The organism is Aeromonas sp. R4-1 (assembly GCF_040908325.1).
GTDB classification, from domain to species: Bacteria; Pseudomonadota; Gammaproteobacteria; order Enterobacterales; family Aeromonadaceae; genus Aeromonas; species Aeromonas veronii.
The window spans coordinates 28930-51940 of the sequence record NZ_JBFODM010000035.1 but is presented as its reverse complement, the minus strand read 5'-3'; the positions used below and the strand labels follow the sequence as shown (position 1 = coordinate 51940).

Annotated in this window: 22 protein-coding genes and 4 tRNA genes; 16 read left to right on the top strand and 10 right to left on the bottom strand. The window is 59.4% G+C overall.

The features are described from left to right. Positions 1–35: 35 nt before the first annotated feature. Positions 36–1223: an enoyl-ACP reductase FabV gene (fabV, locus tag AB5Y90_RS04685; protein WP_368166612.1), complete on the bottom strand. Its 1188-nt coding sequence runs from the start codon at positions 1221–1223 to the stop codon at positions 36–38. 401 nt (positions 1224–1624) lie between these two features. Here fabV and AB5Y90_RS04680 point away from each other — a divergent pair, with 401 nt between their 5' ends. Next, positions 1625–2062, top strand: coding sequence for a universal stress protein (locus AB5Y90_RS04680; protein WP_005339229.1), 438 nt, complete (start codon positions 1625–1627; stop codon positions 2060–2062). Positions 2063–2254: 192 nt separating this feature from the next. Continuing rightward, a complete protein-coding gene (gene trpS, locus AB5Y90_RS04675; RefSeq protein ID WP_103252027.1) occupies positions 2255–3268 on the top strand; it encodes a tryptophan--tRNA ligase in 1014 nt (337 codons plus the stop codon). Here the strand turns inward: trpS and AB5Y90_RS04670 are convergent. Beyond that, positions 3247–4206, bottom strand: coding sequence for a LysR family transcriptional regulator (locus AB5Y90_RS04670; RefSeq protein ID WP_005339232.1), 960 nt, complete (start codon positions 4204–4206; stop codon positions 3247–3249). The genes trpS and AB5Y90_RS04670 overlap by 22 nt on opposite strands. A gap of 91 nt (positions 4207–4297) precedes the next feature. Between AB5Y90_RS04670 and AB5Y90_RS04665 the strand changes: the two genes are divergently transcribed. After that, a complete protein-coding gene (locus tag AB5Y90_RS04665) occupies positions 4298–5197 on the top strand; it encodes a DMT family transporter (RefSeq protein ID WP_005355734.1) in 900 nt (299 codons plus the stop codon). Beyond that, positions 5182–5343 (top strand): hypothetical protein, encoded by a 162-nt coding sequence (locus AB5Y90_RS04660; protein WP_005339236.1) that lies wholly within the window; start codon positions 5182–5184, stop codon positions 5341–5343. Before AB5Y90_RS04665 ends, AB5Y90_RS04660 begins: the two co-directional genes overlap by 16 nt. 124 nt (positions 5344–5467) lie before the next feature. Here AB5Y90_RS04660 and AB5Y90_RS04655 read toward each other — a convergent pair whose 3' ends face one another. Further along, on the bottom strand, positions 5468–5929 hold the full coding sequence (locus AB5Y90_RS04655) for a DUF6314 family protein (RefSeq protein ID WP_307895906.1): 462 nt from the start codon (positions 5927–5929) through the stop codon (positions 5468–5470). 39 nt (positions 5930–5968) lie between these two features. On the opposite strand from AB5Y90_RS04655, the gene AB5Y90_RS04650 reads away from it, so the two are divergent. Further along, complete coding sequence (locus tag AB5Y90_RS04650; RefSeq protein WP_216947667.1) at positions 5969–6823, top strand: carboxylate/amino acid/amine transporter; 855 nt, start codon at positions 5969–5971, stop codon at positions 6821–6823. Positions 6824–6829: 6 nt separating this feature from the next. Here the strand turns inward: AB5Y90_RS04650 and AB5Y90_RS04645 are convergent, their stop codons facing one another. Continuing rightward, positions 6830–7693 (bottom strand): sensor domain-containing diguanylate cyclase, encoded by an 864-nt coding sequence (locus AB5Y90_RS04645; RefSeq protein ID WP_040069586.1) that lies wholly within the window; start codon positions 7691–7693, stop codon positions 6830–6832. Positions 7694–7763: 70 nt separating this feature from the next. Next, positions 7764–8477: a 3-deoxy-D-manno-octulosonic acid kinase gene (locus AB5Y90_RS04640; protein WP_307895905.1), complete on the bottom strand. Its 714-nt coding sequence runs from the start codon at positions 8475–8477 to the stop codon at positions 7764–7766. A 222-nt stretch (positions 8478–8699) separates the two neighbouring features. Between AB5Y90_RS04640 and AB5Y90_RS04635 the strand changes: the two genes are divergently transcribed. The 8 genes from AB5Y90_RS04635 to AB5Y90_RS04600 all read left to right on the top strand — a co-directional run bounded on the left by AB5Y90_RS04635 (position 8700) and on the right by AB5Y90_RS04600 (position 16666). After that, positions 8700–9752 (top strand): glycosyltransferase family 9 protein, encoded by a 1053-nt coding sequence (locus AB5Y90_RS04635; protein ID WP_368166611.1) that lies wholly within the window; start codon positions 8700–8702, stop codon positions 9750–9752. 303 nt (positions 9753–10055) lie between these two features. Further along, the gene (gmk, locus tag AB5Y90_RS04630) at positions 10056–10682 is read left to right on the top strand and encodes a guanylate kinase (protein ID WP_005357125.1); all 627 of its coding nucleotides are present in this window, start codon (positions 10056–10058) and stop codon (positions 10680–10682) included. Between the two features lie 79 nt (positions 10683–10761). Beyond that, positions 10762–11037, top strand: a complete 276-nt coding sequence (gene rpoZ, locus AB5Y90_RS04625) for a DNA-directed RNA polymerase subunit omega (RefSeq protein WP_005307060.1) — start codon at positions 10762–10764, stop codon at positions 11035–11037. Positions 11038–11168: 131 nt separating this feature from the next. After that, positions 11169–13286 carry a bifunctional GTP diphosphokinase/guanosine-3',5'-bis pyrophosphate 3'-pyrophosphohydrolase gene (gene spoT, locus AB5Y90_RS04620; protein ID WP_005339255.1) on the top strand — a complete coding sequence of 706 codons (2118 nt, stop codon included), beginning with the start codon at positions 11169–11171 and terminating at the stop codon, positions 13284–13286. Positions 13287–13330: 44 nt separating this feature from the next. Continuing rightward, entirely contained in the window at positions 13331–14062 is a 732-nt protein-coding gene (gene trmH, locus AB5Y90_RS04615; protein ID WP_216979784.1) for a tRNA (guanosine(18)-2'-O)-methyltransferase TrmH, read from the top strand. Continuing rightward, positions 14062–14721, top strand: a complete 660-nt coding sequence (locus AB5Y90_RS04610) for a CatB-related O-acetyltransferase (protein WP_279464075.1) — start codon at positions 14062–14064, stop codon at positions 14719–14721. The genes trmH and AB5Y90_RS04610 overlap by 1 nt, the downstream gene beginning before the upstream one ends. Continuing rightward, a complete protein-coding gene (locus AB5Y90_RS04605) occupies positions 14721–15761 on the top strand; it encodes an alpha/beta fold hydrolase (RefSeq protein WP_368166610.1) in 1041 nt (346 codons plus the stop codon). The genes AB5Y90_RS04610 and AB5Y90_RS04605 overlap by 1 nt, the downstream gene beginning before the upstream one ends. An 89-nt stretch (positions 15762–15850) precedes the next feature. After that, a complete protein-coding gene (locus AB5Y90_RS04600; RefSeq protein ID WP_368166618.1) occupies positions 15851–16666 on the top strand; it encodes a Cof-type HAD-IIB family hydrolase in 816 nt (271 codons plus the stop codon). 34 nt (positions 16667–16700) lie between these two features. Here AB5Y90_RS04600 and AB5Y90_RS04595 read toward each other — a convergent pair whose 3' ends face one another. From AB5Y90_RS04595 to AB5Y90_RS04575, 5 genes are all read right to left on the bottom strand, one after another. After that, complete coding sequence (locus AB5Y90_RS04595; RefSeq protein ID WP_113740712.1) at positions 16701–17216, bottom strand: ricin-type beta-trefoil lectin domain protein; 516 nt, start codon at positions 17214–17216, stop codon at positions 16701–16703. 179 nt (positions 17217–17395) lie between these two features. Beyond that, positions 17396–17472: transfer RNA gene (locus AB5Y90_RS04590), tRNA-Pro, on the bottom strand. A 76-nt stretch (positions 17473–17548) separates the two neighbouring features. Further along, positions 17549–17634 (bottom strand) — tRNA-Leu (locus AB5Y90_RS04585). A 20-nt stretch (positions 17635–17654) separates the two neighbouring features. Next, positions 17655–17730: transfer RNA gene (locus AB5Y90_RS04580), tRNA-His, on the bottom strand. 51 nt (positions 17731–17781) lie between these two features. Continuing rightward, positions 17782–17858, bottom strand: a tRNA-Arg gene (locus AB5Y90_RS04575). A gap of 232 nt (positions 17859–18090) precedes the next feature. On the opposite strand from AB5Y90_RS04575, the gene AB5Y90_RS04570 reads away from it, so the two are divergent. The 3 genes from AB5Y90_RS04570 to AB5Y90_RS04560 are packed head-to-tail and all read left to right on the top strand — an operon-like array spanning position 18091 to position 22913. Then, a complete protein-coding gene (locus AB5Y90_RS04570) occupies positions 18091–18687 on the top strand; it encodes a TetR/AcrR family transcriptional regulator (protein WP_005339267.1) in 597 nt (198 codons plus the stop codon). After that, positions 18684–19817: an efflux RND transporter periplasmic adaptor subunit gene (locus tag AB5Y90_RS04565; RefSeq protein ID WP_005355753.1), complete on the top strand. Its 1134-nt coding sequence runs from the start codon at positions 18684–18686 to the stop codon at positions 19815–19817. Before AB5Y90_RS04570 ends, AB5Y90_RS04565 begins: the two co-directional genes overlap by 4 nt. Before the next feature lie 15 nt (positions 19818–19832). Further along, positions 19833–22913 (top strand): multidrug efflux RND transporter permease subunit, encoded by a 3081-nt coding sequence (locus tag AB5Y90_RS04560; protein ID WP_005355755.1) that lies wholly within the window; start codon positions 19833–19835, stop codon positions 22911–22913. Positions 22914–23011 lie beyond the last annotated feature (98 nt).

Genomic DNA, 23011 nt, shown 5'->3' with positions numbered 1-23011 from the left:
CCCGCCAACGAGAGGGAGATCCCGTTTCTTTCAGCTCAGGGGGTCAGCTCGCCAAGGGAGGCGACATCCACCGGCGCAGCATAATCGACGCCCGGCAGCTCGAAGCCGTTGAGCTGCATGAAATCCTGCCGCAGCCCTGCAAAGTCCCCCAGTGCGTGGAAATTGTCCGGCGTCACCTTGGGCCAGAGCGCCGAAACGGCGGCCTGAATGGCCGGGTCGAGCTCGTGGTCATCCATCCGGATCAGCCGGCTGCCATCGGCCACTACCCCATTGGGCCCATACATCTTGGCTGCAAACAGCCGCTGCATCTGCTCGATGCAGCCCTCATGGACACCGCGCTCCTTCATCACCCCCATCAACAAGCCGAGATAAACCGGCAGCACAGGAATATAGGCGCTCGCCTTGGTCACCAGCGCCTTGCAGACCGACACCCAGGCATAGCCACCAATCTCGGCCAGTTGCAGGTTGATGGTCTCGGCGGTGGCGTGCAGATGCTCCTTGGCATAACCGATGGTGCCATCGCGATAGAGGGGATAGGTGGATTCGGGGCCGATATAGGAGTAGGCCACGGTTTGCGCGCCGGGTGCGAGACAACCGGCCTGCTGCAACGCCTGCATCCAGAGCTGCCAATCCTCGCCCCCCATCACGGCGACGGTATCGCGGATCTCCTCCGGCGTGGCAGGTGCCAGCGATTGCTGCACCAGAATATCGCGCTCCAGATCCAGCCCCCAGCCGCTGAACGGCTGGCCTGTAGTCTTGAGCACGGAGCGCACTTGCGTGCCATCGGGCAGCACCCGGATGCCGCTCGCCAGCGAATAGATCACCAGATCCACCTGCCCAAGCTGCTGGCGGATGGTATCGATGGCCTGCTGGCGCATCCCGTCGGAGAAGGCATCGCCAATCAGGTTGATGGCGATACGCCCCTCCTGCTCCGCCTCCTTGCGAAACCAGATGTTGTTGTACCAGCCTGCGCTGCCCAATCCTTTGTCGGAAGGGCCGCGCTCGAAGGAGATACCAATGGTGTCGGCACCGGCACCGAAGGCGAGTGCAATGCGCGACGCCAGCCCGAAACCGGAGGAGGCACCCAGCACCAGCACCCGCTTGGGGCCGTTGAACGGGCCCGCGGCCTTGATCCGTTCGATCTGCTGCTGCACGGCGGCGCGACAGCCGATGGGGTGACAGTTGCGGGCAACACAACCTTGAATCTGGGGATGAATGATCATGGGAAGGCCTCCAAAGAAACTGGCTACAGCATAACCAAATCGAAGGAAATTAACTTGATGCCGGATCGCTATCAGTCAGAAAAGCCGCGGGAAATGAGGCAGAAAAACAAAAGGGAGCACGTGGCTCCCCAAAGCGGTATTCAGATGCTTTTTGTTGTTTTGTGTTCATTGCGAAGCACGGGCCCATCCTATGCCTCTCCCCCCTGATCGGCAAGCCGAGGGGTGTGACCGGCGTCAAACTCTTGTTTAATTTATAGGCAAATAGTGGTTAATAACTGAGTGGCTGACCCTGTGTCACACGTCATTAAACTCATTTAAATCCCAAAACTGTGCCTGAGACACCATTTTAGTTTCAGCAGAGATTGGTATAGTGGGCTGAAGGATCGGTAAGGAGAACCCCCATGAGTGGAACAACCTATTACAAGCATATTCTGGCCGCGATCGACCTCTCTGAAGACAACCGCAAGGTGATCGACAAGGCGGTGGACAGAGCCCGCTCCAACGGCGCCAAGCTGTCGGTTATCCATGTCGATGTGGACCTCAAGGATCTCTACACCGAGATGATCGATATCGACATCGACAACGTGCAGGATCAGGTAATCGCCGAAGCGAAAGAGAAGCTGGAGGCATTTCTGGCCTCGGTGGACTATCCCATCGAGAAGAAGCTGGTGATCTGCGGCGATCTGAGCGAGCGGGTCAATCAGGCGGTCAAGGAGTACGAGATCGACCTGCTGGTGTGCGGCCATCGCCAGAGCTTCTGGAGCCTGCTCACCTCCAGCGCCCGTCAGCTGATGAATACGGTGCCCTGCGATCTGCTGGTCGTCCCCTTGCAGAAGTAATGAAACCGGCGTAGTTTGATTTGCTATGAACATGACCGCATTCAATCACAACTACTGGTGGTGCTGCTCCTAAACAGGCGGCACCGCGTTTCTATATGTAAATTTCCCAAAGAAAACACCGTGACCGCCGAGAGGCGGTCATTGTTTTTATCCCTTTGTCGCCTCCCGGCTCACCCAACTGGAGAGAGTGACATGCACAACCCCGTAATCCTGACTGGCGATCGTCCCACCGGCAAACTGCACATCGGCCACTATGTCGGCTCCCTGCGCCAGCGCGTCGAAGCCCAGCACCACTACCGTCAATTCGTGATGATCGCCGACTTACAGGCGTTGACCGACAACGGCCACAATCCAGCCAAGGTGACCGACAACGTGCTGGAGGTGATGGCTGACTATCTGGCGGTCGGTCTCGACCCGGCCAAGACCACCTTCTGCCTGCAGAGCGCCCTGCCCGCCCTCGCCGAACTCACCTGTTACTACCTCAATCTGGTCAGCGTCGCCCGGCTGGAGCGCAACCCCACCGTCAAGGCGGAGATCCAGCAGAAAGGGTTCGAACGCACGCTGCCGGCCGGTTTTCTGGTCTATCCGGTCAGTCAGGCCGCCGACATCACCGCCTTTCGCGCCAGCCACGTGCCGGTCGGGGAAGATCAGCTGCCGATGCTGGAGCAGACCAACGAAATCGTCCGCCGCTTCAACTCTCTGGTAGGCAAAGAGGTGCTGACCGAATGCCAACCGATCCTGAGTGACACCGGCCGCCTGCCCGGCATCGACGGCAAGGCCAAGATGTCCAAGTCTCTCGGCAATACCATAGAACTCGGCATGTCGGCGGAAGAGGTCAAACAGGCGGTGTTCGCCATGTATACCGATCCCAACCACCTCAAGGTGAGCGATCCGGGTCAGGTGGAGGGAAATACGGTGTTCGCCTATCTCGATGCCTTCCACCCCGACAAGGCGCTGGTCGCCGAGATGAAGGCCCACTACCGACGAGGCGGACTGGGGGACATGCGCTGCAAACAGGTGCTCAATGACTGCCTGCAGACCCTGCTCGCCCCGATGCGGGAGCGCCGTGCCGCGGCCATTGCCGACAAGAAGATGCTGCTGGAACTGCTCTATCAGGGCACCGAGCAGGCCCGCATCATCACCGATGAGGTATTGGCGGAGGTGAAAAGCGCCATGGGGCTCGACTACTTCGCCAACATCCGCTGAGCGGGAGTCCCGAGCGCATCGTCGCCATAGAGGTCGAACACCAGCTGGTGTAGCAGGCTCTTGAACCAGCCGATCGCCTCGTCATGGGCGGTGAGCGGGTGCCCCGCCATCAGGTAGACGATGGGGATGGCGGGGTCGAGTTGATGCATCCGCAGCGGGTAGTAGCGGCAGAAGTGGCGCCCGATCATCTCGGGCACCACCACCAGATAGCGGCCGGTCGCCATCAGCGGCGGCACCGCCATAAAGCTCGGCAACCGCACGCCCAGCTCCCGCTCCACCCCGAAACGGGCCAGCCAGAGCTCCACCATCGCCTGACTGTGACCCCAGCTGGAGGTGTGGATGTGGGGACGGCTCACCAGCTCGACCGGAGTCAGCACATCGGGCAATTCGCTGCCAAGGGGCGACAGGCAGACCAGCGGGTTGTTGAACCACTCCTCCCGCCACAAGCGGGGTGAGAGATGATTCGCCCCGGCGAAACCGATCACCAGATCCAGCTCCCCCTTCTCCAGCTCCCGCTCGTAGTTGCTGTCGGCCAGCTCGCACACCTCAAGCCGACAGTGAGGGGCCTGCCGATGGAGCCTCTCCACCAGCACCGGCACCAGCCCGTGCTCCACCGAGCCCGGGGTAGCGATGCGGAAAATCCGCCGCGCAGTGGCGGGATCAAACCCCTTGGCCTGCCGCAATCCCTGCTCCAGCATCGCCAGCGCCTGACGAACCGGCCCGGCCAGCGCCTTGGCCCGCTCGGTCGGCATCATCTCGCGCCGACTCATCACGAACAGCGGGTCATCCAGCGCCACCCGCAGCCGCCCCAAGGCGTGACTGACAGTGGATTGGGACAAATGCAGCCGTTCGGCGGCACGGGTGACATTGCGCTCCTGCATCAGCATGTCGAATACGGCGAGCAGGTTGAGGTCGAGACGGGCGAGCGAGCTATCCATCGATATTAGCCATAGTTAAATGCCAACAATTCATTTTTACCATAGTAACAGATTGCCTAGAATGCGCTGGCTTAATACATCGGAGATTCAAATGCGTAGCTATCTGTTATTGCTGGCCATTGGCCTGCTGTGGGGTTCCCAATTCATTTTCATGCACCAGGCCGTTGCCGAGTTGCCCCCCATTCTAGTGGCTGCCGGTCGTGCCCTGTGCGGCAGCCTGACCCTGGGTCTGCTCTGCCTGTTCATGCGGCTCAAGAGTGAGCACACTCCGTGGCGCACCTATATGCTGATCGCCCTGCTGGATGCCACCATCCCCTTCATCATGGTCGCCTGGGGCCAACAGTATGTGGATAGCGCCATCGCCGCCGTGGTCATGGGTTGTATCCCGTTTGTGACCATTCTGGCTGCACCGCTGTTTATTTCTGGTGAAAGAATCACCAAAACCGGTCTGCTTTCCGTGATCATCGGCTTTGCCGGTGTACTCACCCTGTTCTGGCCGAAACTCTCCCAGGGCATGAACGCCGGTCTGCTCGGTGCCATGGCCATCCTGCTGGGTGCCAGCTGCTTCGCCATCGGCCTGCTGATGATCAAGCGCTTCGCCAAGGACCATCCGGTCGTGGTCGCCCGCAATATCCTGATCTCCTCGGCAATCCAGTTGCTGCTGGTCGCCCCCTTCATGGTTGACCTCAGCAGCCTGACCCTGCCGAGCACACAGGCCCTGAGCGCGATCACAGTGCTGGGTACCCTCTGTACCGGTCTGGTCTACTTCCTCTACATGGCGCTGATCCAGAAGGCCGGCCCGACGTTCGCCTCCTTCAGCAACTATCTGGTGCCGCTGTTCGGCGTGATGCTGGGCGCCCTGTTCCTCGGCGAGCAGATCCACCCCACCACCGGCGTGGCCCTGGCCCTGATCCTCGGCTCGGTCGCCATGAACCAGTGGGCGCAACAGCGTCGCATGCAGCGCGAGGTCTCCCTATGTCAGGCATCCTGACCACACTGTGCGGTGGTCTGGTACTGATTGCCGGCTGGCAGTATCGCCAGCGGCTGGCCGGGATCCTGGGCCTGCTGATGGTACTGCTGCCCTGGTTCTTCGATAGCAAGCTGCAAGCCATGTTGAGCTATGCCCTGAATGCCTGAAGTCCATCTCTGAATGTGTGACGAGAGTCTATCTCTCCTGTTTTTGGGACTGTTTTAAAAAACCTCCGATTTGTCCCCCGCTACCGGCGCTCTGCGCCGGTTTTTTTATGCCTGCCAGCCGGCGTCAGATCAGATAGCGATAGCTGAGTCGCTCGTTCTTGCGCGGCCCGGTGATCTGCCAGCTCAGCAGAAAACCGCCGTCGATCTCGGTCAACTCGGCGCTGTAGTGATCCGCCCCGCACAGATGGGGCTCGGCGGTCAGCCAGCGGCCATCCCCCTGCGGCAGCAGCTCGAACAGCTCGACCGGCGCTTCATAACGCAGATGGGAGAGACGGATCCCCCGCGCACTGCGCTGCCACCAGAAGCGGTTGTGCATGGCGAGTTCCCTGCCATGAGGCGTGATGTAACGGCCCTGCTCGTTAAACAGCCAGCCACCCTGATGATCGGTCACCTGCACACGCCCCTCGCCCCGACCATTCCAGTCGGTCGCCGACCCCTCGCCATTGCTGGCGGTAAAGGAAAATGCTCCGACCTGTGGCAATCGCGCCCATAAACGCTGGATTGCCTCTTCCATCTCGGCCATCATAGCCCCCTTAAAATTGACAACTGACGATAAATCAAACACATGAACTACTTGATAGGGGTCACCCTGCTCTGGTCATTCTCCTTCAGCCTGATCGGGGTCTACCTCGCTGGCCAGGTGGATGCCTACTTCTCGGTGCTGACCCGCATCGCCCTCGCCAGTCTGGTGTTTCTCCCCTTCCTGCGCCGCCGCTGGCTACGCCCCGATCTGGCGGCCAAGCTGATGGCCCTCGGCGCCATCCAGCTCGGCATCATGTATCTCTTCTACTACCACTCCTTCCTGCTGCTGACGGTGCCGGAAGTGCTGGTCTTTACCATCTTCACCCCCATCTACGTCACCCTGCTCCACGACCTGCTGGAAGGGCGCTTCAAGCCCACCTATCTGTGGGGCGCCCTGCTGGCGGTGATCGGGGCTGCCGTCATCCGTTTCGACGGCCTGACCGAAAGCTATGTGCTGGGATTTATGGTGGTACAGGGGGCCAACCTCTGTTTCGCGCTCGGTCAGGTGGGCTACAAGGTACTGCTGGCACGGGAGGCGGAGCAACCGCCGCAACTGGCGGTGTTCGGCTGCTTCTATCTGGGGGCGCTGGTGATCGCACTGCCCGCCTGGTGGCTACTGGGCAAGCCGCAATATCCGACGTCAGGGTTGCAGTGGGGTATTCTGCTCTGGCTGGGGGTGGGTGCCTCCGGCCTCGGCTACTTCCTCTGGAACAAGGGGGCGACGCTGGTCACCAGCGGAGTGCTGGCCATCATGAACAATGCGCTCATTCCGGCCGGCTTGCTGGTCAATCTGCTGCTCTGGGGCAAGGATACCGACCTGACCCGACTGACCATCGGCGGCCTGCTGATGCTGGCCTCGCTCTGGGTCTGCCAGCGTGACAAGCGCAGCCTACCCTGACCGCACTCAGCCGACGACGGTGTTGTGCTCCCGTCTGGCCTGACTGTGACAGCTGGCCAGCCGGGCCAGCAGATGATCGAGCTGCTCGCCAGCCTGACTCTGCACCAGCCCGATGCTGACGGTGACCGGCCGCTGTGACAACAGGCTGGCATCGGCAATCTCGAGGCGCAGCCGCTCGGCGATCTCCAGCGCACTCATCCGCTCGGTCTGGGAGAGCATCAGGATAAAACCGTCCTCATCCCAGCGGGCGAAGGGATCTTCCCGCCGCAGCTCGTGGCGCACGATACGCGCCAGCTTGGCCAGCATGGCGTCGCAAGCCGCTTCGCCAAACAACTGCTGGATTTTGGCCATGTGATCGACCGAAAACTGCAGCAGACTGAAAGTGCCACTCTCGGTCGCCAGCCGCTCTTCAAGCAGTTGCTCGAAACGGCCACGGCTCTCCAGACCGGTCAGCGGATCGGTGCCATGTCGCTCCTCCACCAGCACGGCAGCGGGATCGAGGTGACGGACGACCCCCAGCAGATAACCCCGCTCATCACGACGCATCCGCTCTTCCAGCCGGATGTAGTGACCGTGATGATGCAGAATGCGGTATTCGAGGCGCAGACCGCTGCTGCGGCCGCTCTGGCAGGCGAGCAGGGCATCTTCCAGCCGGGCAACATCGTCGGGATGAACCCGATCCAGCCAGCCGAGATCATCCGGCCAGCACTCTCCCAATCCCAACAGGCGCAGGCAGGAGGGATCACGCTGCAGTCCATGTTGGGCTGACCAGCTCCAGATCCCCGCCTCCAGCAGCGCCATGGCATCAGACAGCAGACCCGGATCAAGCCGGGCAGTCACATCGACCAAAGGTGTCTTGAGCATTTCCATGGGGTGCCTCGAAACAGGATCTGAATACCTGATCAATAAGTAACATTGGCGTTCACGCCGAGCAACAGGGTCAGAGCGCTTTTCCCTGATACCCGTTCATCAAGGTCTGCCAGTTCTCCGGTACGAAGTGGAAACTGGTATGCAGTTGAGACTCTTTATTGAATGAACGGAGCAAGCGTTCCAGATTGGCCTTCTGCCATTCGCCGGGGGAGCGGATCGCCCCCTTGTCAAAATCGATCACCCACACCTTGCCCTCTTTATCGAGCAGCAGGTTGTGGCTGTTGAGATCGGCGTGATAGACCCCGGCATCGTGCAGCTGACGCACTGTCTGACCTATCTTGTGCCACACCTCGGTCGCTACCGGCCCCTGCTTGAGCAACGCCACCATATCCTTGGCACCGCGAATTCGCTCGATCAGGATATCGGCACGATAGAAGGGTCCCAGTTTGACCATGCGGGCACCAAACGGACGCGGCACCGGCAGCCCCAGCTCGCACAGCTTGGCCAGCAGGGTGTATTCGGCCATGGCGCGGCTCGACTCGACCCCTTCGAACCAGAAACGATCCCGCACCACCTTGCCCACCATGCCGCCACGATAGTAGTGGCGCAGCACCAGATGGCGGGACTCATCCTTGACGAACCAGGTCACTCCCCGCCCGATGGAGGTTCCCACCACCTGACGGTTGTTCTGCCACCAGGCAGGATCGAATAACTGGGGAGAAGGGTCGCGAAAGGCCCCTTCGGCATACCAGCAGATCTGGTTGTGTTCGGTCTGTACTCGCATCGTGGAGATCCCGCTCGGTGGGTCATGGATCGCAATTTTTCAATTGGCGATGAGGCTGCAGCTCTGGCATGCCCGCAATAGTGGCCTTTAATCAACGACGTGCAGAGACAGGTCATGGCGCTGGGCCCGGCCTATCCTGGCTGACGATTGTGCGCAATTTTACAATCCAGAGGGGAGTTTGCATAATGCCATCCACCCTTTTTGCCAGCCGTGCGCCACAACATGCCGCTATTTCAAACGCCCCCCTCCTCCATCTGCATCCTGCGGCTCTCCGCCATCGGGGATTGCTGCCACGCACTGGCGCTGGTGCGCGTCATCCAGCGGGAGTGGCCACAGACCCGCATCACCTGGATCACCGGCAAAATCGAGGCAACCCTGTTTGCCGATCTGCCCGGCGTCGAGGTGATCCCCTTCGACAAGAGCAAGGGGTGGCGCGGCTATCGCGATCTCTGGCAGACCCTCAAGGGACGCAAATTCGATGCCCTGCTCCACCTGCAGGCGGCGATGCGGGCAAGCATTGCCACCCTCGGCATCAGCGCCAAGGTCAAACTCGGGTTTGATCGGGAACGGGCCAACGACGGCCAATGGCTGTTTACCAACCACAAGGTGCTTTCGCCTGCCTCCCCCCATGTGCTGGACGGTTTCCTCGCTTTCGCCAAAGAGCTCGGCATCAAGGATCTGACCCCGGACTGGCAACTGCCCATCAGCGCCGAGCATCAGGCGTGGGCAAGGGAGAAGATTGGCGGCAAACCGACCCTGCTGATCTGCGCTGCCGCCAGCAAGGCCTTCAAGAACTGGACGGCCGCAGGCTATGCCGCGCTGGCGGATCACGCCGCCAACAAGGGCTTTCAGGTTTATCTCTGTGGCGGGCCTGCCAAACTGGAGCGGGATCTGGCTGCCGAGATCCGGCAACTCAGCCAGAGTAAACCGGTCGATCTGGTGGGGCAGACCAACCTCAAGCAGCTGCTGGCGCTGATTGGCGAGGCGAGTCTGGTACTGGCCCCCGATACCGGCCCCACCCATATGGCCACCATCGTCGGCACGCCGGTGATCGGCCTCTATGCCCACCACAATCCGGCCCGCACCGGCCCATATCTGTGCCACGACTACGTGGTCAGCGTCTATCAGGAGCTGGTCGAGCAGGAGACCGGCAAGCCGCTGGCCGAATTGAGCTGGCGCACCCGTCTCAAAGACCCGGAGGCCATGCGAAAAATCACCAGCGAACAGGTAATCGCCGCCTTCAACCGCCTCTGTGCAGATCGTCAGCTGCCGTAGTGACAGGGCACCTCGGGAATTCCGAGCCATCAGGCAGGGATAACCTGATAGCCTCTGCCCCCAGCCAAAGGCACAATGCAGGCTGATGTGGGTTACGCTCCCGCAGCAAGCTACGAATACTTTGATCGGCTGGAATATGATTCCGGCCGTTTTTTTATTCGCCGCATTCTGGTAAAATTCGCCGCCTTTACATCCTCCTGACTCAAGAATTTTCCGCGTTTTGCGTTTGGCTGTCTCCCTTTCGGGCACAAGACGGCGGTCTCTGCTACAACCAAAACAGCGGTTTCGATTAAAGGTAATAATATGGCGCAACAAGGCACTCTCTATATCATCTCCTCTCCGAGCGGCGCGGGTAAATCCAGTCTGCTCAATGCCTTGCTGACCCAACATAACGCTGCGGGCAAGATGCAGCTGTCGGTTTCCCACACCACTCGCGCCACCCGCCCGGGCGAAGAGCACGGCGTACACTACCACTTCGTCCAGGTGGAAGAGTTCAAGGCGCTGATCGAACGCGGTGATTTTCTGGAGTGGGCCGAAGTGTTCGGCAACTACTACGGCACCTCACGCGCCGCCATCGAAGCCTGTCTGGCCAAGGGGATCGACGTATTCCTCGACATCGACTGGCAAGGTGCCCGCCAGATCCGCGAGCAGATGCCGACCAAATCCATTTTCATCCTGCCCCCCAGCCGCGAAGAGCTGGAGCGCCGCCTGATTGGGCGCGGTCAGGACAGCGCCGAAGTGATTGCCGGCCGGATGGCGAAAGCCATTGCCGAAATGGTGCACTACGACGAGTATGACTATGTCATTATCAATGAAGACTTCGAGCAGGCGCTGTTCCAGCTCAGGTCCATTATTGAGTGCCAACGGCTGGAGATGCGTCACCAGCAACAGGCTCAAAAAAACTTGCTGCAACAGCTACTGGCAGAGTAAGCCAAAAACAAGTAAACTTTTGCGTCATTTTTAAACACTGCTTTTCTAAATACAGAAAGCCCAAACACTGGAGTCCTGCATGGCACGCGTTACTGTAGAAGATGCTGTAAAACAGGTAGGTAACCGTTTTGACCTGGTGCTGGTCGCCGCGCGCCGCGCTCGTCAAATCGCGGTACAAGGCAAAGATCCCCTGGTCGACGAAGAGAACGACAAGCCGACTGTGATCGCCCTGCGTGAGATCGAGCTGGGTCTGGTGAACAATCAAGTGATGGACACCCAGGACCGCTACGAACAGCAAGAGCAGGAAGCCGCCGAGCTGGCTGCCGTTGCTGCCATCGCCGAAGGCCGCGGTTAAGTTATTCCTCCGGTTGGCACCCGCCCGGGTGCCGACTGTTCATCCCCATTTACAACCGCTCGAAAACCTCGCAAACTCAGGGCTATACCCTCAATTCCACGAATTGCCGTTTCACCGCTGCGGGGACTGTCTTGTATTTATTTGAAAACCTTAAAGAAATAGCCAGTTCCTACCTGCCGCCAGAGCAGGTTGAGAAGCTCAAGCAAGCCTATGTGGTGGCCCGTGATGCCCACCAGGGCCAGATGCGTTCCAGTGGCGAACCCTACATCACCCACCCTGTTGCCGTTGCCCGGATCCTGGGTGACATGCGCCTCGATCATGAAACCCTGATGGCCGCCGTACTGCACGACGTCATCGAAGATACCTCTGTCACCAAGGCCGATCTGGCCGAACAGTTTGGCAATGCGGTTGCAGAACTGGTGGCCGGGGTCTCCAAGCTCGACAAGCTGAAGTTTCGCGATCGCAAAGAGGCCCAGGCCGAGAACTTCCGCAAGATGGTGATGGCGATGACCCAGGATATCCGGGTCATTCTGATCAAGCTGGCCGACCGCACCCACAATATGCGTACCCTGGGCTCCCTGCGCCCTGACAAACGCCGCCGCATCGCCCGGGAAACCCTCGAAATCTTCGCCCCCATCGCCAACCGCCTCGGTATTCACACCATGAAGAACGAGCTGGAAGAGCTGGGTTTCGAGGCGCTCTATCCCATGCGCTCCCGCGTGTTGCGCGAATCGGTGCGCCGCGCCCGTGGCAATCGCCGCGAGATCATCGACTCCATCCAGAGCGAAATCAGCGGTCGCCTGAAAGAGGCGGGGATCGAGCATCAGGTCAGTGGCCGCGAGAAGAATCTGTTCTCCATCTACAACAAGATGGAGAAAAAAGAGCTGCAATTTCATGAGGTAATGGATATCTACGCCTTTCGTGTCAAGGTGAAGGACATAGATACCTGTTACCGGGTGCTGGGGCAGATGCACAGCCTCTACAAACCACGCCCCGGCCGCTTCAAGGATTACATCGCCATCCCCAAGACCAACGGCTACCAGTCGCTGCACACCTCTCTGGTGGGGCCGCACGGGGTACCGGTGGAGGTGCAAATTCGCACCGAGTTCATGGATCAGATGGCCGACAAAGGGGTTGCCGCCCACTGGGCCTACAAGCAGGATGGCGACAGTTCGGGCACCACTGCCCAGATCCGCGCCCAGCGCTGGATGCAGAGCCTGCTGGAATTGCAACAGAGCGCCGGCAGCTCGTTTGAATTTATCGAAGGGGTCAAAACCGACCTCTTCCCCGACGAGATCTACGTGTTCACGCCGGAAGGGCGCATCATGGAGCTGCCCGCTGGCGCCACACCGGTGGACTTCGCCTACACGGTGCACACCGACATCGGCCATGCCTGCGTCGGTTCACGGGTCGACCGCCACCCCTACCCGCTCAGCAGCCCGCTGCACTCGGGTCAGACGGTGGAGATCATCACGGCGCCGGGCGCTCGCCCCAACGCAGCCTGGCTCAACTTCGTGGTGACCACCAAGGCTCGCTCCAAGATCCGCCAGTTCCTCAAGAACCTGCGCACCGAAGAGTCGGTGGTTCTGGGTCGCCGCCTGCTCAACCATGCGCTGGGCGCCAAGAATATCGAAGACATCCCCGAGCCGCGCATCAAGCAGGTGCTGGCCGATACCAAGCATGAGAACCTGCAGGGGCTGCTGGCCGATGTGGGCCTCGGCAACGCCATGAGCGTCATGGTGGCGCGCCGCATGCTGGGGGATGAACTGCCGCCGGAAGAGCAGCCCAAAACCAGCAGCAAGAAGATGCCGATCAAGGGTGCCGACGGCATGCTGGTCACCTTCGCCAACTGCTGCCGCCCGATCCCGGGAGATGCCATTATCGCCCACATCAGTCCGGGCAAGGGTCTGGTGATCCACCAGGAAGCCTGCCGCAACATCAAGGGCTACAGCAAGGAGCCGGACAAGTACCTGCCGGTGCAGTGGGAAGTGGACAAGGAGCAGGAACAGGAGTTCCGCACCGGCATCAGCATCGAGATCGTCAACCATCAGGGTGCGCTGGCCGAGCTGGCCAACGTGATTGCCGCCACCGGCGCCAATATTCACGCCATCAGCACCGAAGAGAAGGATGGCCGGGTCTATCAGGTCAGCCTGCTCATCACCACCAAGAGCCGCATCCACCTGGCCAACATCATGCGCAAGATCCGCGTGATGCCCAACGTGCTCAAGGTGAGCCGACAGAAGAACTGAACACAGGCGGCGCAAGCCGCCTGCTGCTTTTATAGAGACAAGCCATGACCCCCGAACGCTTCAAGCGCATCACCGACATGCTGGCCCAGCGTCAGCTCGATTTGACCGTCTGCATGGAAGAGGTCCATAAACCTCACAATCTGGCCGCTATCGTGCGTACCGCCGATGCCATCGGCATCCACCGGGTACACGCCGTCTGGCCCAAAACCTGGATCCACAAGCGCAAAGGCACCGCCCGCGGCAGCCAGAACTGGGTGGATGTAAAACTGCACCCGGACATCGGCAGCGCCGTTGCCGAGCTTAAAGCCTCCGGCATGCAGATCCTGGCGACTCACCTCTCCGACAGCTCGGTCGATTTTCGCGCCATCGACTACACCAAACCGACCGCCATTCTGGTGGGTCAGGAGAAGCACGGCATCGGTGAAGAGGCGCTGGCGCTGGCCGACCACCATATTGTCATTCCCATGGTGGGCATGGTGCAGTCCCTCAACGTCTCGGTGGCTGCTGCCGCCATCCTCTACGAGGCGCAGCGCCAGCGCGAGCTGGCCGGTTGCTATCAACGCGGCTGCCCGCTCACGCTGGAGGAGCAGAACAGCATCCTGTTCGAGGGGGGTTATCCTATCTATGCCCAGCTCTGCAAAGAGAAAGAGATGCCCTACCCCCAGCTCGGCCCGGCCGGTGAAATTCTGGCGGACGAAGAGTGGTGGCAGCGGATGCAGCTGACCCGCAAAGGGTGGGCGCAGCAGAGCGAGCAGGACGACCTACAGGAGGAGTGATGGAGAACCCTTTTGGCAGCTGGCTGGAATCGCAAATCATCCGGGATCACCTGACCAACCCGAACATAGAGGCCGGCGACTACAGCTACTACTCCGGCTACTACCACGGCAAGCCGTTCGAGGATCACTGCGTCCGTTACCTGCTCGGCGATGGCTCGACCCGCGACACCTGGGAGAGCGGCCTCTGGGGCGAGGTGGATCGGCTGATCATCGGCAAGTTCTGCTCCATCGGCTCGGGCGCCACCTTCATGCTGGCAGGCAATCAGGGCCACCGGCTGGATTGGGTCTCCACCTTCCCGTTCAACCCCGACACCTTTGGCGAAGGGGCCCGCAGCGGCTTTCTGCGCAAGGGGGACACCCGGATTGGCAATGATGTCTGGATCGGCTCGGAAGCGATGATCATGCCCGGCATCACCATAGGTGACGGCGCCGTCATCGCCACCCGCGCCATGGTGACCAAGGATGTGGCCCCTTACACCATAGTCGGCGGCAACCCGGCCCAACCGATCCGCTGCCGTTTCAGCGATGAGCAGATCCTCATGCTGCAAGAGATGCAGTGGTGGGACTGGCCCCTGCCTCGCTTGCAAGCCTGCATGGCGCTACTCTGCTCGGGGGATATCGCCGCCCTTTATCACCATTGGCAACAGGAGTGTGCCTGATGAAATCCCTCTCTCTTTCCCTGTTGGCCCTGACCCTGTTTTCTGCCGGAGCCCTTGCCGTGACCAATACCTATCAGCTCACCAGCGAAGCCGATGTACCCAGCCTCTACCAGGAAACCCTGCCCGACTTCTGGCGCCAGCATGCGGTTGAAGGGGAGTTCAAGGGCAAGGACGGGGTGACCATCCGCTATGCTGCGCTACGGCAAGCCAAGGTTGATCGCGCCATCCTCATCGTCAATGGCCGGGTCGAGAGCTACCTCAAGTATCAGGAGCTGGCGTGGGATCTCTGGCGTCAGGGCTACAGCCTCTATCTCATCGACCATCGTGGTCAGGGGATGTCCGACCGGATGCTGAATGACCAGCAGAAGGGATATGTCGACCAGTTCGACGATTACGTGGTCGATCTGAAACAGTTTCACGACCAGATCATCATGGCGGACCAACCTGCCAAGCTGTTCCTGCTGGCCCACTCCATGGGCGGCGCCATCTCGGCCCGCTATCTGGAACGCTGGCCCGATGATATCAAGGCAGCCGTGCTCTCCTCCCCCATGCTGGGCATCAATCTCGGCGGTCTGCCCAAGTGGCTGGCCAAGGGATTGGCGAGCACCATAGGCACGGTCGGCGGCTGGATTGGCGAGCCTCCCTACGGCCCCGGTCAGGGCGCCTATCAGGATCACGGCTTTGCCGATAACGAACTGACTCACAGCCAGCCCCGCTATCAGGCCTTCCGCCAAATCTACGAGCAGCACCCGCAGATCAAGCTGGGTGGCGCCACCGCCCACTGGATTTATCAGGGGATCACAGGTGCCGATGCCGCCATCGCCGATGCGGGCGCCATCAAAACCCCGCTGCTGGTGCTGCAGGCTGGCAACGACAGCGTGGTGGACAATGCCGCGCAGGATCGCTTCTGCACCATTGCCAAGTGCGAAGGGGGTAAACCGCTGCGCATCGAGGGTGCCTGGCACGAGCTGTTTATCGAATCCGATGACAAGCGCCAGCCCGCCCTGACCGCGATGGTCGACTTTTTCGCCCGCTTCTGAGCTGGCTATTTTTTGTAACCCTAAATAAATGGGGTGACAGTGCGGGCTAAGGTAAACTGCCCCTGTTTTCAATCGATGCCGAGGTAATGATGTTCAAGGTAGTTGTATCCGATCTCGATGGCACTCTGCTCAACAAGCAGCACCAGATCTCTCCCCGTACCCGGGATACCCTGCACCGCCTGGTAGAGCAAGGTGTGAAATTCGTGGTCGCCACCGGCCGTCATCACGTTGACGTACGCAGCTTCCGCGATGCGCTGGGGATGGACATCTACCTCATTACTTCCAATGGCGCCGTGGTCCATGACAAACAGGATCAGCTGATTTTCAACCAGCCGCTGCCGACCGAGATCGCCGCCGAACTGATTGCGCTGGAGCGCGACCCCTCTATCCACCTCAATGTCTATCAGGGTGATGATTGGGTGGTGGAAGAAGAGCTGCCCTGGCTGCTGCAGTTCCACGACGAGTCAGGGTTCACCTATCGTCTGGTCGATGACCTGAAACAGGAACCGAAAGAGCAAATCAACAAGGTGTTCTACATCGGCGACCACAAGAAGCTGATGAAGATCGAGGCGCACCTCAACCAGCGCTATGGCGATCAGCTCAATGTCACCTTCTCCCTGCCGGACTGCCTCGAAGTAATGCACGCCGGGGTGCACAAGGGCAATGCGGTGCGTGCCGTGCTGGAGCAGAACGGGTTCGATATGTCGGAGGCAATCGCCTTCGGCGATGGCATGAACGACTTCGAGATGCTGACCATGGTGGGACGCGGCATCGTAATGGGCAACGCCCATGACCGCCTGAAAATGGCGCTGCCAGAGTATGAGCAGACCCTCACCTCTGACGAAGATGGCGTCGCCGTCTATCTGGAGAAGCTGTTCGAGCTGGAGAGCGTCAGCGCAGCCTGATCCTCTTCATCCCGACATTAGAGTCAGCAAAGCCTCACCATGTGAGGCTTTGTTTTTTCAGGGTCTCCAGCCAGGGATTGGGCCGCTGCCAGCTGAAGCTCTGGTTCGCTCCACCGTAGCATTCAGCCAGCCGCAGCGGCGTGCCGGGGGTATGGCGTCGTCCGGCCACATCGAGGCAGCGGGAAACCTTGCTGTTGAACAGCTTGTCTTTCTGCCACTCCCACTGCGCCTGACCGTCACAGGGTGCCAACATCAACTCGCTGTCGTTTTTGGCTTGCAAACAGAGATCCTGCAGGCGCAACTCACCCAGATCCCACTCGAACAGTTGATCGTCTTTTCCGCTGCAAGGTTGTGCCAACACCTTCTGTTGGGACACCGCAACGCAAAAATCACCGCTGGTCAGCAAGGGGGAGAGAGAACGCTCCTCCTGCGGTTGTGATGCAATGGAGCCCATCATCACATCGGTGGATGGCGGCTTGATGGTACAGCCACCCAGCAGCAAGGCAGCCAGCAGGGCGGGAGAGCAAGCAAAGGAAATTTTGTTATTCATGGAAAAATGCCTGAAATGGGCCGATGACATCCGGTTGTCAGTGACTCGAGGCTGAAGCATAACCGAAAGGCGGGGCGCGCTGCCCAAATAGAGTGTAAACAGACGTAACAGGGAGAGAGTACTGGCACGGCGGAGGCCGGAAAGCAAAAAACCCCGCCGAAGCGAGGTTTTTCTAAATGTGGTCGGTGATAAAGGATTCGAACCTTTGACCCTCTGGTCCCAAACCAGATGCGCTACCGGACTGCGCTAATCACCGAGGCTATTTCTTTCAAAATAGTTTACTTCAAAAAAACAAAGACGACCTGATGGTCATCCTCGTCATACAGCAAGTATGGTGCGAAGAGAGGGACTCGAACCCTCACACCCGGGGGGCACTAACACCTGAAGCTAGCGCGTCTACCAATTCCGCCACCTTCGCGTACCTGACAAGCTGTAAAATGGGGTGGCTGATGGGGCTCGAACCCACGACAACCGGAATCACAATCCGGGACTCTACCAACTGAGCTACAGCCACCACAGCTGTTTTCGTTCCACAACAACGCCCGTTTAACCGACGCACTTTTGATGGTGCGCCCGACAGGATTCGAACCTGTGACCTCTGCCTCCGGAGGGCAGCGCTCTATCCAGCTGAGCTACGGGCGCTACGCTGTCGAACGGGGCGCATTATTAATGATGGTTGCTGGTTTGTCTACACTTTTCTGTCACCGAAGCACTGTTCGTTGTTTTTTCAAGCACATTGCGCACTTTTCTTCCACTATTCCCCTGCTGCCAGCCGAAAAGGGGCAGATCGCAGTCGCAAATCGCCTTGCTGCCTTGACTTGATTTGATGCCCATCTAGAATGAATGAACGTTCATTCAATCGAAAGTCACACTGATGATTCTGGATAAAAAAGAGAGCATCTTCAACGCGGCCCATGAGGTGCTGGGTGAACGGGGTTTTCATGGTCTGTCGATTGCGGAAGTCGCCAAGAAGGCCAATGTTGCCACCGGCACCATCTATCGCTACTTCGGCGACAAGGATGATCTGATCCGGCAACTGCATCAGCACACTATCTTGCAGTGTGTGCCCATGGTCATGGCCGATGTAGCAATCGATAAAGTTTCATTTCAACAATTTCGCCAATTATGGCTCAATATTCATGCCATTTTTGTTAACGAACCCAACGCTATCCGGTGCAAATTGCAGTACGAGAGCTCTCCGCTAGGGGCAGAATTGGAGACCAATCCTGTCATTCTGGCTGCCTGGGAGCCTCTGGACCGATTTTTTGAACAGGGCGTTGAACAAGGATTGTTTATTGATTTACCGATACGGGCACTCCAGGTGTTGAGTCTGGACAGTGTCATGCATCTGGCCCTGCAGTGCAGGGTGCACAACATCACGCTGACCGAATCGCAGTTGGAAACCGCGATCCGGGCCAGCTGGAATGCCATTTTATCCCCCAATCTTTCCACCTCAGGAGCCTGTTCATGAAAAAGTGGATGGCCATTATGTTGCTGATAGCGATCGCCTTGTTTGGCAGCGTCATCGGCTTCAATTTGTTCAAACAGAAGATGATTGCCCAATACATGGCCAACCGGCCGGAACCCGAGTTCCCCGTCACCGCCATGGTGACCAAGGCGCAGGATTGGGTACCGACCATCGAAGCGATCGGCTTCATCGAGCCGAATCAGGGGGTGACCCTCTCCACCGAACTGGCCGGCACCATTGATGCCATCACCTTCGAGTCGGGCAAACCGGTCAAGGCTGACCAGCTGCTGCTGAGCCTGGACTCCACCGTGGAGCGGGCCAATCTGCGCGCCTCCCAGGCCAAGCTGCCGGCGGCAAAAGCCAAGTTCGATCGTTTCCAGAACCTCTACAAGACCAGCTCAATCTCCAAAGAGCAGCTGGATGAGGCCGAAGCGGCCTATCGCTCACTGGAAGCGGATATCGAGAGTCTGAAGGCGACCATTGCCCGTCGTGAAGTCCGTGCGCCCTTTAGCGGCGTGGTCGGCCTGCGCAATGTGTTCCTCGGTCAGTATCTGCAGCCGGGCACAGATATCGTGCGCCTGGAGGATACCAGCGTGATGCGCCTGCGCTTCACCGTGCCCCAGACCGATATCTCCAAAATCAAGCTGGGCCAGACAATCAAGATCAATGTGGATGCCTATCCGCAAACCCAGTTTGACGGTCACATCACCGCCATCGAACCTGCGGTCAACTTCCAGAGCGGCCTGATCCAGGTACAGGCAGACATTCCGAACAATGACGGTCAGCTGCGTTCCGGTATGTTCGCCCGCGCCAGCATCATTCTGCCGACGGTGAAAGATCAGATTGTGATCCCGCAAACCGCTATCTCCTTCACCCTTTACGGTCAGAACGTCTACGTGCTCAAAGAGGGCGAAGAGACCGACAAAGAGGGTAACAAGGTGAAAGTGCTGCGAGCCAAGCAGGTTGTGGTCAAGGCCGGTGAGCGCCGTGGCAACGATGTGCATGTGCTCTCCGGCATCCAGGCCGGTGACCAGATCGTACTGTCGGGTCAGGTTCGCCTGAGCAACGACACCAAGGTGCATGTGGTCGAGAACGATGCCCTGGCCGTTCCGGCACAAACCCCGATGCTGTAAGCGCGGAGATCTGCGATGCGATTTACTGACATATTTATAAAACGGCCTGTGCTGGCGATCTCGCTCAGCTTCCTGATCGCCTTGCTGGGCTTTCAGGCCATCTTCAAGATGCAGGTACGGGAATACCCCGAGGTGACCAACACGGTGATCACCGTCAGCACTGGCTACTATGGCGCCAGTTCTGATCTGATCCAGGGGTTCATCACCCAGCCGCTGGAACAGGCGGTCGCGCAAGCCGACAACATCGACTTCATGACCTCCTCCAGCCAGCTGGGCAGCTCCACCATCACTGCGTACATGAAGCTCAACACCGACCCCAACGCCGCGCTGTCCGACATCCTGGCGAAGGTGAACTCGGTGCGCTCCCAGTTGCCGAAAGAGGCGGAAGACCCGTCGGTCACCTCCTCCACCGGTTCAACCACGGCGGTGCTCTACCTCGGCTTTACCAGCCCGGAGCTCAACTCCAGCCAGATCACCGACTATCTGGAGCGGGTTATCAAGCCGCAGCTCTTTACTGTCGGCGGGGTCTCCAAGGTTGATCTCTACGGTGGTGTCGAGTTTGCCCTGCGGGTATGGCTGGATCCGGCCAAGATGGCGGCCTTCAACCTGACTGCCAGCGACGTGATGACGGTGCTCAACAGCAACAACTATCAGTCCGCGACAGGTCAGGCGACCGGTTACTTCACCCTGTTCAACGGCAACGCCGAGACCCAGGTCAAGGATGTCGACGAGCTGAAGCGTCTGGTCGTTGCTACCCGTGACGGCAAGGTGATCCGCCTTTCCGACATTGCCAAGGTGACCCTCGAGAAGAGCCACGACATCTATCGCGCCAGCGCCAACGGCCGCGAAGCCGTGGTCATGGCGGTCAACGCCGCGCCGACAGCCAACCCCATCAACATCGCCCACGATGTGCTGGCGTTGCTGCCTAGCCTTGAGCGCAACATGCCGAGCACCATGCGTCTCAACGTGATGTATGACTCCACCGTGGCGATCAACGAGTCCATCCACGAGGTTATCAAGACCATCCTGGAGGCAGCTGCCATCGTTCTGGTGGTCATCACCCTGTTCCTCGGTTCGTTCCGCGCGGTCATCATCCCGATCATCACCATTCCGCTCAGTCTTATCGGCGTGGTGATGATGATGGATATGTTCGGCTTCTCGATAAACCTGATGACCCTGCTGGCGATGGTGCTGGCGATCGGTCTGGTGGTGGATGACGCCATCGTGGTGCTGGAGAACGTCGACCGCCATATCAAGGAGGGGGAAGAACCGTTCCGGGCTGCCATTATCGGTACCCGTGAAATTGCGGTGCCGGTTATCGCCATGACGGTCACCCTGGCGGCGGTATACGCCCCTATCGCCCTGATGGGTGGTATCACCGGCTCCCTGTTTAAGGAGTTTGCCCTGACGCTGGCTGGCGCCGTGTTCGTCTCGGGCATCATCGCCCTGACTCTGTCCCCGATGATGTGTTCCAAGATGCTCAAGGCCAACGAGCAGCCGGGCAAGTTCGAGAGCACAGTCCACCACCTGCTGGAACGGATGACCGATCGCTACGACAGCATGCTGCACGCCGTGATGAAAAAGCGCCCCGTCATCGTGGTGTTCGCCGTCATCGTCTTCGCCAGCCTGCCGCTGCTGTTCAAGTTCATCCCGAGCGAACTGGCACCGTCAGAGGACAAGGGGGTAATGGCCGTGCTGGGTACCGCACCGTCCAACGCCAACCTGGACTACATCGAAAACACCATGGCGGATGTGAACAAGATCCTGGACGACCAGCCCGAGATCGCCTTCTCCCAGGTCTTCTCAGGGGTGTTCAACGCCAACCAGGCGTTCGGTATCGCCTCCATGGTGCCCTGGAGTCAGCGTGAAGCGAGCCAGAAAGAGGTGCTGGATCGGGTCGCCAATCTGGTGAAAGACATCCCGGGTATGGCCATCACCACCTTCCAGTTCCCGGAACTGCCGGGCGCATCGAGTGGTCTGCCGATCCAGTTCGTCATCACCACCCCGAACAGCTTCGAAAGCCTGTTCCTGGTGGCCGGTGAAATTCTGGCAGCGGCGCAGAGTAACGGTCAGTTCGTCTATTCGGATCTCGATCTGAACTACGACTCCGCCACCATGAAGATCCGCATCGACAAGGACAAGGCGGGTGCCTACGGCATCACCATGCAGGATATCGGAATCACCATGGGCACCATGATGGCGGACGGTTACGTCAACCGTATCGACCTGGATGGCCGCTCCTACGAGGTGATCCCGCAGGTCGAGCGCAAGTACCGACTCAATCCGGAGTCCATCAAGGGCTATTACGTGCGGGCCGCAGACGGCAAGTCGATCCCGCTCGGCAGCCTGATCAGCATTGAAGTGGTTGGCGAGCCCCGCGCCCTGCCCCACTTCAACCAGCTGAACTCCGCCACCATAGGCGCCGTTCCGGCTCCGGGCGTGGCCATGGGTGATGCGATCAACTGGTTCCAGACCACCGCCGACGAGAAGCTGCCGCAAGGCTACCGTTACGACTTCATGGGTGAAGCACGTCAGTTCGTCACCGAAGGCAATGCGCTCTATGCCACCTTCGCGCTGGCTCTGGCCATCATCTTCCTGGTGCTGGCAATCCAGTTCGAGTCGGTGCGTGACCCGCTGGTCATCATGGTCTCTGTACCGCTCGCCATTAGCGGGGCCTTGATTGCCCTGGCATGGGGGATGGCGACCATGAACATCTACTCCCAGGTGGGCCTCATCACCCTGGTGGGTCTGATTACCAAGCACGGTATCCTGATCTGTGAAGTAGCTAAGGAAGAGCAGCTGCTGCGCGGCATGAACCGGATGGAAGCCGTGATGCAGGCCGCCAAGGTGCGTCTGCGTCCGATCCTGATGACCACGGCGGCCATGATTGCCGGTCTGATCCCGCTGCTCTACGCCGCTGGCGCCGGTGCGGCACAGCGTTTCAGTATCGGTATCGTCATCGTGGCAGGTCTTGCCATCGGTACCCTGTTCACTCTGTTCGTGCTGCCGGTGATCTACACCTATCTGGCTTCCGAGCACAAACCCTTGCCGGTATTCGATGAAACCATTCCGCCCAAAGCAAACGGCGGACATTAATCATCAATCACATGCAAAGGCCCCGTATCGGGGCCTTTTTTATGCTTCGCAGGAAAGACGACATAAGTGCATGAAGCAGTTAAACTAAAAAACACCAC

Bases quoted from the DNA above. Each gene is read 5' to 3' on its own strand.
- AB5Y90_RS04645 (WP_040069586.1), bottom strand. From the start codon at position 7,693: ATGGAAATGCTCAAGACACCTTTGGTCGATGTGACTGCCCGGCTTGAT.
- AB5Y90_RS04665 (WP_005355734.1), top strand. From the start codon at position 4,298: ATGCGTAGCTATCTGTTATTGCTGGCCATTGGCCTGCTGTGGGGTTCC.
- AB5Y90_RS04650 (WP_216947667.1), top strand. From the start codon at position 5,969: ATGAACTACTTGATAGGGGTCACCCTGCTCTGGTCATTCTCCTTCAGC.
- AB5Y90_RS04660 (WP_005339236.1), top strand. From the start codon at position 5,182: ATGTCAGGCATCCTGACCACACTGTGCGGTGGTCTGGTACTGATTGCC.
- AB5Y90_RS04655 (WP_307895906.1), bottom strand. From the start codon at position 5,929: ATGATGGCCGAGATGGAAGAGGCAATCCAGCGTTTATGGGCGCGATTG.
- AB5Y90_RS04600 (WP_368166618.1), top strand. From the start codon at position 15,851: ATGTTCAAGGTAGTTGTATCCGATCTCGATGGCACTCTGCTCAACAAG.
- AB5Y90_RS04560 (WP_005355755.1), top strand. From the start codon at position 19,833: ATGCGATTTACTGACATATTTATAAAACGGCCTGTGCTGGCGATCTCG.
- AB5Y90_RS04605 (WP_368166610.1), top strand. From the start codon at position 14,721: ATGAAATCCCTCTCTCTTTCCCTGTTGGCCCTGACCCTGTTTTCTGCC.
- AB5Y90_RS04640 (WP_307895905.1), bottom strand. From the start codon at position 8,477: ATGCGAGTACAGACCGAACACAACCAGATCTGCTGGTATGCCGAAGGG.
- AB5Y90_RS04565 (WP_005355753.1), top strand. From the start codon at position 18,684: ATGAAAAAGTGGATGGCCATTATGTTGCTGATAGCGATCGCCTTGTTT.
- trpS (WP_103252027.1), top strand. From the start codon at position 2,255: ATGCACAACCCCGTAATCCTGACTGGCGATCGTCCCACCGGCAAACTG.
- AB5Y90_RS04595 (WP_113740712.1), bottom strand. From the start codon at position 17,216: ATGAATAACAAAATTTCCTTTGCTTGCTCTCCCGCCCTGCTGGCTGCC.
- AB5Y90_RS04680 (WP_005339229.1), top strand. From the start codon at position 1,625: ATGAGTGGAACAACCTATTACAAGCATATTCTGGCCGCGATCGACCTC.
- AB5Y90_RS04570 (WP_005339267.1), top strand. From the start codon at position 18,091: ATGATTCTGGATAAAAAAGAGAGCATCTTCAACGCGGCCCATGAGGTG.
- gmk (WP_005357125.1), top strand. From the start codon at position 10,056: ATGGCGCAACAAGGCACTCTCTATATCATCTCCTCTCCGAGCGGCGCG.
- fabV (WP_368166612.1), bottom strand. From the start codon at position 1,223: ATGATCATTCATCCCCAGATTCAAGGTTGTGTTGCCCGCAACTGTCAC.
- AB5Y90_RS04610 (WP_279464075.1), top strand. From the start codon at position 14,062: ATGGAGAACCCTTTTGGCAGCTGGCTGGAATCGCAAATCATCCGGGAT.
- AB5Y90_RS04670 (WP_005339232.1), bottom strand. From the start codon at position 4,206: ATGGATAGCTCGCTCGCCCGTCTCGACCTCAACCTGCTCGCCGTATTC.
- trmH (WP_216979784.1), top strand. From the start codon at position 13,331: ATGACCCCCGAACGCTTCAAGCGCATCACCGACATGCTGGCCCAGCGT.
- rpoZ (WP_005307060.1), top strand. From the start codon at position 10,762: ATGGCACGCGTTACTGTAGAAGATGCTGTAAAACAGGTAGGTAACCGT.
- AB5Y90_RS04635 (WP_368166611.1), top strand. From the start codon at position 8,700: ATGCCGCTATTTCAAACGCCCCCCTCCTCCATCTGCATCCTGCGGCTC.